At 35.0% G+C, this 14,861-nt stretch carries 12 protein-coding genes; 6 read left to right on the top strand and 6 right to left on the bottom strand.

The features are described from left to right. Positions 1-223 precede the first annotated feature (223 nt). Positions 224-661 (top strand): 3-hydroxyacyl-ACP dehydratase FabZ, encoded by a 438-nt coding sequence (gene fabZ, locus ACTYA4_RS07390; RefSeq protein ID WP_443480966.1) that lies wholly within the window; start codon positions 224-226, stop codon positions 659-661. 373 nt (positions 662-1,034) lie between these two features. Continuing rightward, the gene (locus tag ACTYA4_RS07385) at positions 1,035-1,334 is read left to right on the top strand and encodes a hypothetical protein (protein WP_445505585.1); all 300 of its coding nucleotides are present in this window, start codon (positions 1,035-1,037) and stop codon (positions 1,332-1,334) included. A 305-nt stretch (positions 1,335-1,639) separates the two neighbouring features. On the opposite strand, the gene ACTYA4_RS07380 is transcribed toward ACTYA4_RS07385, so the two are convergent. From ACTYA4_RS07380 to ACTYA4_RS07360, 5 genes are all read right to left on the bottom strand, one after another. Continuing rightward, positions 1,640-2,083, bottom strand: coding sequence for a YwpF family protein (locus ACTYA4_RS07380; protein WP_443483645.1), 444 nt, complete (start codon positions 2,081-2,083; stop codon positions 1,640-1,642). 175 nt (positions 2,084-2,258) lie between these two features. After that, a complete protein-coding gene (locus tag ACTYA4_RS07375; protein WP_443483646.1) occupies positions 2,259-5,078 on the bottom strand; it encodes a DEAD/DEAH box helicase in 2,820 nt (939 codons plus the stop codon). Next, entirely contained in the window at positions 5,065-6,681 is a 1,617-nt protein-coding gene (locus ACTYA4_RS07370) for an SWIM zinc finger family protein (RefSeq protein WP_443483647.1), read from the bottom strand. The genes ACTYA4_RS07375 and ACTYA4_RS07370 overlap by 14 nt, the downstream gene beginning before the upstream one ends. Positions 6,682-7,118: 437 nt before the next feature. Further along, the gene (locus tag ACTYA4_RS07365) at positions 7,119-8,231 is read right to left on the bottom strand and encodes a C40 family peptidase (RefSeq protein ID WP_443483648.1); all 1,113 of its coding nucleotides are present in this window, start codon (positions 8,229-8,231) and stop codon (positions 7,119-7,121) included. A gap of 423 nt (positions 8,232-8,654) precedes the next feature. After that, positions 8,655-9,527: a helix-turn-helix domain-containing protein gene (locus ACTYA4_RS07360; protein WP_443483649.1), complete on the bottom strand. Its 873-nt coding sequence runs from the start codon at positions 9,525-9,527 to the stop codon at positions 8,655-8,657. Positions 9,528-10,306: 779 nt separating this feature from the next. Here ACTYA4_RS07360 and ACTYA4_RS07355 point away from each other — a divergent pair. The 4 genes from ACTYA4_RS07355 (at position 10,307) to ACTYA4_RS07340 (ending at position 13,361) form a co-directional block, all read left to right on the top strand. Beyond that, complete coding sequence (locus ACTYA4_RS07355; protein ID WP_443483650.1) at positions 10,307-11,095, top strand: two-component system sensor histidine kinase NtrB; 789 nt, start codon at positions 10,307-10,309, stop codon at positions 11,093-11,095. A gap of 274 nt (positions 11,096-11,369) precedes the next feature. After that, positions 11,370-12,629, top strand: a complete 1,260-nt coding sequence (locus ACTYA4_RS07350) for a hypothetical protein (protein ID WP_443480967.1) — start codon at positions 11,370-11,372, stop codon at positions 12,627-12,629. A gap of 35 nt (positions 12,630-12,664) precedes the next feature. Continuing rightward, positions 12,665-13,255, top strand: coding sequence for an accessory gene regulator B family protein (locus tag ACTYA4_RS07345; protein WP_443480968.1), 591 nt, complete (start codon positions 12,665-12,667; stop codon positions 13,253-13,255). Continuing rightward, complete coding sequence (locus ACTYA4_RS07340) at positions 13,236-13,361, top strand: AgrD family cyclic lactone autoinducer peptide (RefSeq protein ID WP_443480969.1); 126 nt, start codon at positions 13,236-13,238, stop codon at positions 13,359-13,361. Before ACTYA4_RS07345 ends, ACTYA4_RS07340 begins: the two co-directional genes overlap by 20 nt. A 134-nt stretch (positions 13,362-13,495) precedes the next feature. On the opposite strand, the gene ACTYA4_RS07335 is transcribed toward ACTYA4_RS07340, so the two are convergent. Beyond that, positions 13,496-13,891, bottom strand: coding sequence for a thiol-disulfide oxidoreductase DCC family protein (locus tag ACTYA4_RS07335; protein ID WP_443480997.1), 396 nt, complete (start codon positions 13,889-13,891; stop codon positions 13,496-13,498). Between the last annotated feature and the right edge of the window lie 970 nt (positions 13,892-14,861).

Genomic DNA, 14,861 nt, shown 5'->3' with positions numbered 1-14,861 from the left:
ATAGAAATTTTCTGCTTCTATATTTCGTTTTTAATTAATATATAGTATGGATTGGATACGTACACTATTTATTTGTGAATTTTACCTAAACAAATTCTTATTTTCATACCGGGTTGTGAGTGAAAACTATGTTAGCTTCTGTGAGCAATCATTTTTATTTTGGTTTTTCCCATCGTTTTTTAGTACAATAAGATAGAATCACATGTTAGTAGGAGGTCATAAAATGTTAGATATAAATCAAATCAAGGAAATTATTCCACATCGTTATCCATTTTTATTAGTAGATAGAATTTTAGAAGTGGAAGAAGGAAAACGTGCTGTTGGAATAAAAAATGTTTCGGCAAATGAAGAGTACTTTAATGGGCATTTTCCAGATTTTCCTGTTATGCCAGGTGTTCTTATCGTAGAAGCGTTAGCGCAAGTTGGTGGAGTAGCAATGCTGATAAAAGAAGAAAATAAAGGACGACTAGCATTTTTGGCTGGAGTTGATAACTGCCGTTTTAAAAAGCAAGTATATCCTGGCGACCAACTTCGTTTAGAAGTAGAAATGACTCGTGTTCGCGGAAGCTTTGGTAAAGGCAAATGTGTAGCAACAGTAGACGGTGAAATTGCATGTGAAGCAGAGATTATTTTTGGATTAGGTGATAAGAAAGAAGGGTGACAGCATGTCATCTTTTTTTAAGCTGTTTTCTAAAAGTTTGTTGTTTTTGAATAAAAAAATAAACATAGCTGAAGCACTGAGCAGCCTGAATACACGTAGACTCCTGCTTAGAAAAGCGAGAAAGACGAGACCCCACAGGAGCATAGCGACGAGGAGGCTCGGCACTCGTCCGCGGAAAGCGAAGTGTATTCAGGCTGCGGGTTAAATAACAACAATCTATACGAAAAGAGCCCTTTTTTATGTTTTCTTCTTTGAAAAATTAGGAGTTTATTGGTAAAAAATTTTTTTATGCAATCCTTCGTTTTCTTTGGACATGATAATGAGTGACCTATTAAAGTGGTCAATTATTATGAAAAAGAAAAGGGGTTAAACAATGCGCAACAAATGGTTAAAAATTCTTGGATGCTCTTTATTATCTGCGATGTTTCTAGCTGGATGTGGAGTTAATGATAACGATCAAAACCCTGCTCCGGAAGATGATGTCATCGAAGATAATAACGTCGATGATAATGACGTGGTGCCAGATGCAGATTTAGATAATGACAATGCACCAGACACACCAGATGAAAATACCGATACCGATGGTGATCCTGCAATCGATAATAATGAGCCTGGTGAAGATATCATTGAAGATCAAAAAGATGTAAACGATAAAGATAATAAAGACGAATAAGAAGCAAAAGAAACATTCTAGCGTTGTCTTTGTGACATAGTTAGAATGTTTCTTTCAAAAGATAAGAAAGTATAAAATTTTCAACTTAGACGAGTGTCTAGCTCCAGCGCCCTATCGACTTCAACGCTTCCCTCACCTCGTCTACGATAAGTCAACATCGAATCGCTATGCTCTTCGTGTTTCCTTTATATCTGAAAGGTACACAATCTAAAACCGCCACGTCCTGTGGCAACGATTGTGTAATCCACATCCTGTGGACCTCAGCTTTTTCTGTCAATGAGCAAGGGCGTTTCCGCTTTTCTTATTTAATCGTCAAATCTATTGCTTTTAAGTATTGATTGCGGTTTGCTTTGCATCAATTCCTTAAACTTAGTGGATAATTCTGTTCCTGTATACCCTTCTTCTAACAAATAATCAAGCAGCATTTCGGCATAATCTTTACGGTTGCGCTTTAATGTTCCTTCTAAAAGAATACTTACTGTTTGTTCAAAAATTTGGATAGAACGAACTTCTACCTCAAATGGAGCCGGATCGTTCTCTTTTTTTGTAATGACAGCATGAACGAGTATATTTTTTTTCTTTTCATTCGCTTTTTGAAACAAGTCGATATACGTGTGATTCGTATAAAGGTCAATTAGCCAGAGTTTACTTTCTTCTTCTTTATTGATAATTAGTCCATCCAGTAAATCAATCGGAATAATCTTATCATCCATTACCACTTGAATAGAAATTAGTTTAAATGTTTTCACGAAATGCCACCTTCGCTTTTCTTTGTCCAGCTCCAGTGCCTATCGACTATCGTACTTCAGGACTTTTCCCTACGATAAGTCAACATCGATTCGCCATTCGGCTCTTCATGTTTCCTCTATCTCAGTCAAAGTCCCTCCAGTCCGTACGTCGATGATCAAGGCACTTCCGCTTTTCTTATGATAATGAAACTAAATCTTTTAATTCGTCTGTTGAAAGTTCTGTTACCCAGTTTTCATTTTGAATAATTTGTTCATTTAATGATTGTTTCTTTTCTAGCATGGCATCAATCTTTTCTTCCAATGTGCCTGTACAAATCATTTTATGTACATGCACAAATTTAGTTTGTCCGATGCGGTATGCACGGTCGGTTGCTTGATTCTCAACAGCTGGGTTCCACCATCGGTCATAATGAATAACATGATTGGCAGCTGTTAAATTTAATCCGGTTCCTCCTGCTTTTAAGGAAAGAAGAAAAATCGGAAATTCATTTTCTTGAAATTGTTGAATTAATTTGTCTCTTGTTTGTTTTGGTACGCTTCCATTTAAAAATGGTACATCTAGTTGAAACTTCTTCTTCATCATTTGCTGAATCATGGCACCCATATCAATATACTGAGTGAAAATAAGGCAGCTTTCTTTTCGTTCCAAAATCGTTTCCATCAATTCAGCCAGCTTTTCCATCTTTACGGAACGCTCCAAAAGATTGCTTGGCTTCTCCTCTTTTAAATAAAGAGCAGGATGGTTGCATAGTTGTTTTAATCTGCTTAACATTTGCAAGACAAGCCCTTTTCTTTCCATGCCGCTTAATTGGTCAATTTTTGCAAAAGTATCATGAATTAACTGTTCATACAAGGCTGCTTGTTCAGCTGTTAATGGGCAGTATTCTTTTTGTTCCAACTTATCCGGCAGGTTTAAAGCTACTTCTTCATCCTTTTTAGTTCTTCTTAATAAAAACGGTCGAATCATGTTTTGCAGTCGTTGGATTTGTTCTACTTTCTCTTCTTTTTCGATCGGGATCACATATCTTTTTTGGAATTGACCAAGACTTCCTAAATAGCCGTGGTTGGTAAAGTCAAAGATAGACCAAAGCTCGTTTAAGCGATTTTCCATTGGTGTTCCGGATAAAGCAATATAATGATTTCCTTTTAGTTTACGAACGGCCCGTGACTGCTTTGTTTGCGCATTTTTTATGTTTTGTGCTTCATCGATAGAAATAGAACTCCAAGTGATTTGTTCAAATTGTTCTATATCAATATGGGATAAACCATACGATGTCAGGACGACATCACTGTCCATTGCTTTTTGTAAAAACTGCTCCTCTTTCAGTCGATTTGATCCGTAATGAAGATATATAGAAAGGTGAGGAGCAAATCGTTCAATCTCTTTTTGCCAGTTTCCTAAAACAGAGGTCGGACAAATAATAAGAGCCGGAGTTCGGTTGTTTGGTTCCGCTTCTTTTACTTTTAGTAAATACGAGATAAGCTGAACCGTTTTTCCTAGCCCCATATCATCAGCCAGAACCGCACCAAAGCCGTATTTTCTTAAAAATAATAGCCAGCTCATACCGAGTACTTGATAAGGCCTTAATTCTCCCAAAAAGCTAGTTGGGACTTTTTCAAGCGGCAAATTTTTTATTTCTTTTAATTGCTGAATCATCGTTCGCCACTGTTTGTTTAACTCAATTTGGATTTTTGCAAACGTTTTTGGATTTTCTAAGTCCTCTTCCTGCTGTTCCTCTGTCGACATTAATTCCTGTTCAATTAAATCACGAACATGAAGTCCTTCTTGTTCTGCTTTTTTCATTAAATCTTGTATTTGTCGGATAAAAGAGGGGTCTAATTTAATCCAGCGACCTCTGATATAAACTAGGCGCCGTTTTTCTTCCACCATTTTATTAAATTCCTCTTCCGACAGATTGACGCCATTCATGGAAAAACGCCAATTATAATCTAACATTGCTTGGAGGCCAACAAAGGAAGGCCGATGGTTTGTGTTGGAAACTTTTGCTTTTACCTTCATGCTGGCACTTTTCATCGCCTGCCACCAAGAAGGAAGCAAAATATCGACACCAAGAGTAAGCAATGTTTCGCTGGCATCTGTTAGAAACATCCATGCTTCTTCTTCTGTCAGTTGGCTCGTAATCCCTTTCTTCTCTCCTTGCAGCCAAGGAAAAAGGTCTATCCAACGAGCTTGCTCTTCTCTGATAAAAGACTCGAATGCCTGCCATTTTTTCGGCATGTTTCCAAGATCGTAACTTTCGGAGTCGTTCTTTGCTTTCAGAAAAAGATCCAAATTCCATGTTGAAGCCAATTCTGCTGGCTCTTCCAGCTTAATTCCTAGTGTAAAAGGGCAAGGATTATCAGATAAACCCATCCATTCTTGCCATGTTGCTTCTGTAAAATAAGCAGATAATTTAGCAGAAGGAATATTGCTGCTTTGTAAAGCAGTAATTTTTTGTTGAAACTGTTGTTTTGCTTCTACGTTTTCATCCAAATAAAGGTCTAATGATTGATGGAACCACATGTCAATAAAGTCTTGATTGTTTTGGCCTTCCAGTTCATCTTGCCGTTGTTCTTCCCAAAAAGATGCAGTAAATTCCTCCGTCACACTTTCTGGCAAAGCCCAACGAAAGCTGTTTTGTTCCCATTCTTTAAAATTAGGGATCCATTCTTTTTTTATGATCGCTTCATGCAGGGCTGGTGCTGCAGCTAAACATACTTGTGCAGTTTCATTCCAATCCCACTCGATATACCGGTTAAAGCGTTCATTTGCAAATAACGTGGCGAGCTGCCAGCTGTTTAAAAGAATTCCTTCTATTCCAGCGATAGATTGTTGTTGCAAGATCGTTCCATAATAGCTTTCTGCATGATACTGGAAGAGAAGCTTTTCCCAATAGTCTGGATGGACATAAAAATCATCCACTTCTCCAGTTAAAAAAAATCCTTTTCCCTCATAATAATGAACATTTATTTTGATATTATTATTTTTCAGCATGTATCAACTTACCCTTCCTACATTCTTCATGAAAGGCCCTTAATCTCTTTGTCCGCTCAAGTGTAATGGTAAAGAAACGGTCAAACTCTTGTTGTCTTTTTAACTTTTTATATATAGTGCGTAATTTTTTTAATTGACGAACGGCGATGCGATAATGTTCCCTTGTTTTTGAATGAATATGTTCTTGGATCGAGCGATGATAAAGAGATAACAGCAGGCTTTGATCATACTGCTGCAGCATTTTAATTTGAGAATGATGAAGCATGTCAATGTCAATTCCCATATACGTAAGCAAATCAATCCATTTGTCTAAATACTCTTTTTCATATAAAAACCTTTCATAGTGTTCAAAACTAAAAGGCAGTGTTTGGATATACGTTTTTTCTAACAAATCGCTTCGGTTTTTTGCTTCACAAAATGGCATGATCGATTTTATCGCTATCATACTAAATTCATGGCAATAATCAAAATCATCATTAATAATGGAAAAATACCCTTTTAATGGCTGGGTGTAAGCTTGAATATACGGTTCCAGACGATTCCACGCTTTACGGCTATTAAAATAATCGATCCAATATATCATATATGGGATGATGTCTATTTGTAATATTCGAATCGTTTCCAGTGCTTGTTTATCTTTTCGCAAAAGAATTTGCAGATGGATGCAAGCAACTTTTTCCGTAAAGAAAGCTGTTTCTTTCCCAGTTAATCTTGCTAATTCCTCTTGCTGCCATTGCTTTTTCGTAAAAATATTGGTCCAAAGCACACGGTATATATGAATGGATTCAAATGTAATACTAGTATTAATTGTTAGAATATCTTCACATTCATCCTTTAGCCTTTGTAAAAATGCATCAAAAGCAAAAGGCATTGTAAAATTAGCCAATTTATTTATACACTCTACCACACCGTTTAATAAATCATGATAAACATGACGATAATAGCGGTTTATCGTGTCAGTAGAATGCTGCAAGGTGTTGCTTAACTGAAGCAGTTTTTTAAATGTATACACTTTTCCGATTAATAAGTATAATAGCTTCCATTCGTTTTGGAAGGGAGCATAATTTTTTAGCTTGCGAATATAAACAGTGTACATCTCTGCAATGGTATAGGCTTTATCACTGTTCTTGCCAATGATTGCATCAAAGTCTTCATTAAAGGTTGTAATCCATTCTGTATAGTTAGGTTCCTTTGCATCAGATTTCGGTAATAAATCACTGGCTTTCCTTAATGGCAAATTTTTCAGCGCTCCTTTTTTGGGGATTGGTTGGCGCCAATCTGTCAGCCATGTGGATACTTTGCCTGTTTGACCAAGTAAATAGAAGAAAAGAGCCAACTGATGACGACAAAATCCATTGCTCATGCACGTACATGAACTGAATTGGATAAAAGTTAAATCAAGGGTTACTTTAACTGGCGTAACATCTTGAACGACGCCAATTATTGAGTTATTATCTATTTTTACTTGGGATACAAATCCTTGCCTATAAAGGAGCAATCCTTTTTCTACTATTTTTTGAGAAGCGGGATTGTTTGCATCAAGTAGTTTATTGAAGTTTTCAGCGCAAAAATTCAACGGCTCTAAATATTCTTCTAGAAACATCGTTCTTATCCCTCCCGAAAATGACCAGAACCTTTTGCAGAGGTGCTATTGATCCAAATTAATTAATAAAGCAGCTTTAAATATATAGAATAAGTTCATTGCTATTCATTATTAGCTTTATGTTTAATGAATAGACGTAAAAAGTGCGTGTTCAAAAAGGTAACAAATTAGAAGCAAGAAGGTCGAGGCGGCGTAGCTTTGAGCAACGGAACGTATGCAATTAGATACGTGAGTAGCGGAAAAGCAAGCCAACGAAGAGATTCGCCGCTTATCATTTGATGCCTTTTTGAACATCCTCTATAAAGTTATCGTGTAAAAAAAAACCATTCTTTAATTATACCGTTTTTCTAAATAGGATGGTAGGGTCAGAAAAAGGAAGGAGAGAAGAATAAAAAGGAATGAATAGAAGAAAAAGGAGAGGATTCCGTGAACCCTCTTTAGTAAAATCGTTTAAAGCTTGCAAAGTGGTCTTTAAAATAAGCGTTATCTAAACTTGTAATACGGACACCCTTGGAAGAATCAGCATGAATAAACGAATTGTTGCCAATATAGATGCCAAGGTGAGAAATGCCTTCTTTATATGTATTTTTAAAAAATACAAGGTCGCCAACTTTAGGGAAGTCTACATAATAACTCCGGTCATAATAACCTGAAGTAGATAATCGATTAAGTGGCTTTCCCGCTTTGGAATACACATAATACACAAAACCACTGCAATCAAATCCAGCAGATGTTGTGCCGCCCCAACTATATGGTGTGCCAATCATTTTTTGTGCTTCTGTTAGGACAGTTGTTTCAAAAGAAGCAGGATCCGTATTCGTTGGATTAGAAATAAAGCTTGGTTGTTTTTGTTGTTCTATTTTTTGTTCTTTATTTTCAATACTGACTGGTGGATTACTGTCAGAAGGTGACACCTTTAATTGTTGACCTGGAAAAATGAGGTCTGAAGTTAGATTGTTTAATTGTTTTAATTGGGACAAGGAAAGATTGTATGCTGATGCAATTTTACCTAAAGTATCCCCGCTTTTTATCGTATAAGTAGATGAATTATCTGTTGCAATCCCTTGATTTTCACGATTATTTGTACTTGTCTCATTGGAAGAATCTGTGTTTGTATTGGAAGAGACTGTAGCTGGTTTAGAAACTACTAATACATTTCCAGGATAAATCACATCGGAATTGATATTATTCCATTGTTTTAATTCAGCTAATGAAATAGAATACTTATTAGCAATCTTAAGAAGTGTATCCCCAGATACAATGGTATAGGTTGTTGCTGATGAAGCGTTATTTGTATCATCAGTGGATACGGAAGCTTGTTGAATCGTTTTATTTGAACTGTTTGTAATGGTTAACTTTTGATTAATAAAAATAGTATCAGTTGATAAATTATTGCTGGATTTTAATTTTTGAACAGTCGTATTATATTTTTTTGCAATTTTATTTAACGAATCTCCTTTTTGTACAACATATGTACTAGCAGATGCAGTTGAAGTGAAAGCGGTTGAAATAACGGCTGCGGTGGCCAAGGTTGTGACTTTTTTCTTCATTTTGACACTCACTCCCAATAATTAGTATTCTATGAAACTATCTTATCATATAGGGAAGTCGATGGTACTTGTTTATAAGGGGAAAAGAGTGTAGCGAGGAAAAATAGGACAATTTTCACATGGGTTTGGCATAGAGACGGTGCATTGTTTTCTTATAATACAATAATAGAAAATAAGAAGGATAGGAGAGCCCCACACCAGCCTTATTGTGTGAGGCTTTACCTATCCAAATTTTTTAATAATTATTAATGAAGTTTGTGGGTGCCTAGCTTCGGGGCTGACCAAGGCGCTTGCGCTTTTCTATGTGTCTAGCTACAGCGCCTAGCCCCTGTGAAAGATAACCTCTTGCCTCTAAAAGTAAAAAGCACTTTTTGAGTCAAGAGAACATTTTTCTTCGGGGCTGACTAAGGCGCTTCCGCTTTTCTATGTATTGCACTGTTCAATTTTATTTTGAATATAATCGATATATCGAGTGTCTTTTACTAGTTGAAAAATCATTACTGCTTCTTTCATATAGTTTGTTGCAAGCTGAAATTTCTCTTGAAGCTCATAGTTATAGCCTATATGGTAGTGAAAATGTGCAAGAAGGTAGAGGTTATCTTTTTCGATAGACCAATCTATCGCTTCTTTACAGTAAGAGATGGATGTTTTATATTGTTTTAAGTCAGTAAGTGATTTAGCGATATTAAAATAAAGTCGGCTTTTTATCGTGTCATCCTGTAAATGAGGAATATGATTTAAGTGATCAAATGCTTTATAATAAATTTTTAAGCTTTCCTCTATTAAACCTTCTTCGTAATAAAAAATACCTTTACTAATGTAGATCTCTATTTCTTTTTCAGAAAATACTTTATCAAAAGTTAATTGGACAGCTTCATCAATCAACTGAATCGCTTTTTGAAATTGACGGTTTACTTCAAATTCGTAAATTGCTTTATGCCAAAGCAGTATTTGAAAATGTTTTTTATTACTGGTGAAAAGAGGATTATTTTCTTCTGCTTCGACAATTTGTTTAATAGTATTATAATCCGTATTTCTACGGGCGGCTTTTAATTGTCTGCTAGTTTCCACTACATAATCCAGTCTTGGAGTTGTACCAATGTCAAAGAAATAATTGACATCGATTCCTAATCGTTGTGAAATTAAATATAAAGTAGAGGACAACGGCAGTACCTCTCCTTTTTCAATTTTACTAATTTGAGATTGCGTACAAATATTGTGTGCCAACTCTTTTTGAGATAACCCAATTTCCTTACGTAATTCTTTTATTTTTTCTCCAACAGCTGAAAAATCCAATGTATCACTTCCTATGAAATATTCCTAAAGTTATAATTGTAAGTATTTTTGAGATAAAAAGAGAGATTTATAACTAAAATCGGCTTATAAACCGTGAAAACAAAGAATACATCTATTTATATAATATGGTTTAATAGAAACGACCGCAATATATTAAGAATATCTTTGCTATTTAAAGAAGGCCCACCTACGCCATCGTGTTAATAATAGTTGAATATCTCTTAATTGAGCAGTTTAATAGAACAATTAATTCTATTAAACCCTATTTTTTTTACTTTACGAGTAGTCCTTTTATCTCCAATTTTCTGCCGTTTTCTTAAGAAGAGAGCGGTCTTTTTTTTGTTATTGAAAGATAAGAAAGATAAAATTTTCCAACTTAGATAAGTGTCTAGCTCCGACGTACAGGATGTACAAGTGCCGGCGTTGCCACAGGACGTGGCGCATTTAGCCGGCCGGCGCCTAGCCCCTGTGAAAGATAACCTCTTGGCTCTAAAAGTAAAGAACACTTTTTGAGCCAAGAGAACATTTTTCTTCGGGGCTGGTCAAGACGCCTGCGCTTTTCTTAGAAATTCACTTTTTTTAATATAAAAAATAGAAACATAGAGGGATAAGTGTACAGGAAAGAGAATAATTAAAGAGGATGTTCAAAAAGTTACCTAAGCAGGATATTTTTTAAAAGAAAAGAAAATTTTTGAAGGTAAACTGGTCGCTAATCGGGTGCTTCCGCTTTTCTTATTTTAGACTATTAGATGAATTCAATAGGAGTGCAAGCTTACATTATGATACGTGTGTTCAGCCGAAAATGGTCAAAAAGAAAAAAGAAAATAAAAGAGACAACCAATTCAACATTTGTTCCAGAACATCAACAATTATCGAGTGATAACTTTGATTCCGAAATAGGAAAAATGGCGGCTTTTTTTGCCCATGAAATAAGAAATCCGCTCACTACTATTATTGGTTTTACACAATACCTGGAACAAGAAGCAAAGTCGAAATCAGAAACAAATATTGCACAGTATTCTTCCATTATTCGTGAGGAAGCAAATAGAATTGAATTGCTAATACAAGAGCTGCTAACCTTATCGAAATCTCATTTACATTATGATAATTTAACGATTATTGATGTGAAGCACAGTATTGAAAAAATTGTGACGATTTATTCTCTTCAATTTGAAAATAAAAATATTACGATACTTACTAATATTGCAAGTAACCTTTATATCTCCGGTAATGCAGGCCGTTTTGAACGACTATTAATTAATCTAATAAAAAATGCAGGAGAAGCAATTGAAGAAAATGGGACTATTATGATTGAAGCGGCAAAAGAAAATAAAAAAATAGTCCTTTCCATTAAAGATAGTGGTCCTGGAATTTCCCCAGAACAATTAGAAAATATCTTCTATCCCTTCTATACGACGAAAGAAGAGGGAACTGGTTTAGGTTTGCCAATATGTAAAACTATTGTGGAAACGTTACAAGGTCAATTAGAGATTAACAGTGAGCTAAACAAAGGTGTTCATGTCAATATATCTATTCCTGAAAGTAGGCATACTAATTTTGACACATAAAACTCCCACGTTGAAAAGTAATTGTTTTTGGCTGTTTTCTAAAAGTTTGTTGTTTTTGAATAAAACAATAAACTTGGTTGAAGCACTGAGCAGCCTGAATACACGTAGACTCCTGCTTAGAAAAGCGAGAAAGACGAGACCCCACAGGAGCATAGCGACGAGGAGGCTCGGCACTCGTCCGCGGAAAGCGAAGTGTATTCAGGCTGCGGGTTAAATAACAACAATCTATACGCAAAGAGCCTTGTTTTTAGATCAGTTAGGAGATCGATTGTTTATGAGCTATATAATAACTTTTTTAGTATCTCTAATAGAATGGGGTGGATTAATTTCCTTTCCACTTATTTTCCTAGGTTATAAATATAAAAATTATATAAAAAGCATCATCATTCAATCCGCATTAATGAGCTTTTTATCAATTTTTTTACATGCAATCTCTCTTCCCATTCCTGTAATAGTGGGTATACAAATAATTATTTTAATCACTCTAATAAAATTTGGATTGAAAACAAATAACATAGAAGCAATCACTTTAACAAGTATTGGGTACGGATTCTATTTATTTCTGCAGCTGCTTATTATTGAGCTGTATTCCAGTATCCTGCAAGGAAGTTATGTAAAGCTTTTTAAAATGAGTAATGTTTCAGTAATAATCCCAGTAATAACTATTTCCTTATTATTGATTTTTTGTTATATTTTATATAGAAACAAGCTTCAAATTTCTGAATTGAGGTATCAATTAAAAGCGGATAATCTCGATAAAAAAATAAAAAGAATGATTCAAGCACTATTTGTGATGACTTATATTTTCATATGTGTAGGAACGGCTGTTATGATGGTAGATAAACAAGTGAAATATTCATTTGTTCTGCTGAGTATCATCGTGTTGTTTGGAATGATGCTGTGTTATTTAATCTTACATTCACAGCTTCAAATGAAACAATTATTGCATGCAAAAAAGTATTATTTAGACCAAGAACAGCAAATAGCAACATTTGTAGAGAAATTAAAACAAGAATATGTCATGCATTTCAGAGCAATTGAAAAATTAAATCATTCTGGTTCACCTTCTATTATTACAGAGTATATGGACACACATCAGCTGCAGCAAATAAATAATAATTGGAAGAAAAGAAATTTCAGGGAAGGAATGGAAGGACTCGACCCATTATTATTTTCTTTTTTCAATAATAAAAGGAAATTGGCCGATTTATTAGAGGTTGAGATGGTAATTAAAACGCAAATAAGTTCAGAAGAATTTACAAGTTTAAGCCAAATTAGAAATTTAAGTTTAATTATTGATGATTTAATCCTTTCCCTTTTTCAAGCTGCTTCCGATGTCCAGAAATTGATCCACATTAACATAGAAATAACAGATAAATATTTTTCTTATACAATAGCAGCCAATCTTTTTATTGATCCAATTAACACAGATTTAGGTTTATTTGATGCCATCATCAAGTTAAAACAAAATAAAGCGACTGTAGATATTGTTTTAGATCCAGTTAGTGTTAAGATTTTGATTCCAGTTATATGAGTACGTGAAAACATTCTCTATAAGGGGTTGAAACGATGATAGAGCGATATGCAGTAGTGTTTGCAGACAAAATAAAAAAATCGAATCCTGACGAAACAGCACCACATGATGTGTTAGTTTTTGGCTTCATCATCGTTTTTAACATAATTATGACAACGCTGCTGCTGACTGCAGTTGGTTTTATCATTGGAAAACCGTTTTATATATTAGCTATAGCTTTTGCTTTTATGAGTATGCGATTGCTAACAGGTGGTCCACACTTGAACCATGCATTCGCTTGCTCATTAGGAAGTACACTTTTTATGGTAATCGGATCCTTTTTATCAGTTCATATCATTTCTGTTATATTTTATGCAGTATGTGCTTTCTATTTATATATCCGTTATGCCCCATTTTACGAACAAGATCAAGTTGTTCATGCAATAAGCTGGGAAAAGAAGAAGAAAAATTTTGCTTTATGTATTTTATTTATGAGTAGTTTGCTTGCAGTGTTTTTCGATTATCCTGCATTTTTAATAGGAGCATATCTGCAAAGTATCACCATTATTCCTTTTATGATTAAAGGCATACATCGCATGAATGATGTCTTGAAAGGGGGTGATAAATTTGAAGAAAGCGACTGCTAAACATCTATCAAACGCAACATTATCTTTATCCAAAATGTTTGTTAAAGCATCTAGTCCATTATTTCATTTACCAAAAATCCCGACAAGTTTAAAAAAAGAAAAATAAAAGGAATTAACAGCTATGAATAAAACGTAATGACGAACCTTTGATTTATAAAAGAGGGTTCGTTTTTTTATTAAAATTTATGCTTTCTTACCTTTAAATAAAACCGTCTTCTTTAGACAAAGTGTACATTTTGTTTAAAGAAAGCGGTTTTTTATTTCCTTTGTTGGCAGCATGCAGATCTCTTTTTTCCCAAACCATTTATAACGATTACTAGCAATATAATGGTAAAATGGGTCGCGAATAAACGAAGGAATTATTTTTAATACATAAAAAAATTTCCACCCGCCGTTTAGTTGACGGCAGATTTGAAGTACAGCATCCGATTTTTTGTAATATGTTCCATCCGCTATAAGTACTAAGCTGTCTAAATGGTTGTTTATTTTATATTCATTCAGCAGCTTTTGTCCTGTTTCACTTTGAAGGGAGGAAAATGCAAAAATCCCATTAGGATCTCTTTTTATAATAAATTGAACAGAAGCACTACATAAATTACATACACCATCAAAAAGAATAATCTTTTTCAATTTCATCACCTAGTATTAGTTTATCAATAAAATAGGCTTTTTCTCAAAGTTTGTTGTTTATGAATCAAATAAAAAATATGACTGAAGCACTGAGCAGCCAGAATACACGTAGACTCCTGCGGGTTAAATAACAACAATCTATACGAAAAGAGCGATAAAATAAAAGGCAACCAAATCTCTTTGAAACATGCATATAATAAGATTATATTCCTATGATAATTTTAGCAATATAATCCAATCTCATCACTATTCTTGATATAATATGAACGGAAGAACAAAGCCGAAAAAATAACATTAATTACACTAAATGGGTAGTGGGGAATTATCGTTATCGAAATCCGAAGTTCGATGTAAACGGAAAAGAGAGAAGTGTGGAAATCGGATTTTTTAGTCGAGTCCAAAAAGAAAGATAATTAGAGCAGAGAAGATCGAGGAACAAGGGGAGTACTTTGACGATCCGTGAAGAGATGAGACAGCAATGGTTCCCGGACCGAACAACCTCTATTTTTAAAGGCTGTGTTAGAGCTAATTGTTGATTTTGATACTTTTTTGAGTGGAGTGGAAGGCGTGAGACTCCACATGAGTAAAGCGTGGCCACTGAAGAAGTGTTTTATTATAAATAAATTATAGGTAAAACCCTTCTATTAAGTAGGATAAAAATGGTATAGAGAGTTTGAAAACGACCATCATGTTGGTTAGGAGAGGCGTCCGCACGACTCCTGCGGGATTAGCGAGACAGGCGAGACCCCACAGGAGCAAAGCGACGAGGAGGCTTGGCGCTCGCCCCGCGGAAAGCGTGTGGTAAGCCTCGGAAAACCGAACGAAAACCTCTAAGTGCTTGGATTTTCCTATCTATATTTCATAGCATCCACTTTTTCAGTGACCTCCGCACAGCGCCGAGGAGGCTCCCGGACCCCCCGCGGAAAGCGAATGCCTCTCGCTGCAATCAATAGGCAAGTTTAACAGAGCCTTTTTA

It is taken from the genome of Niallia yueguangensis (assembly GCF_052663115.1).
This window is presented reverse-complemented; position numbering and strand designations above follow the sequence as displayed.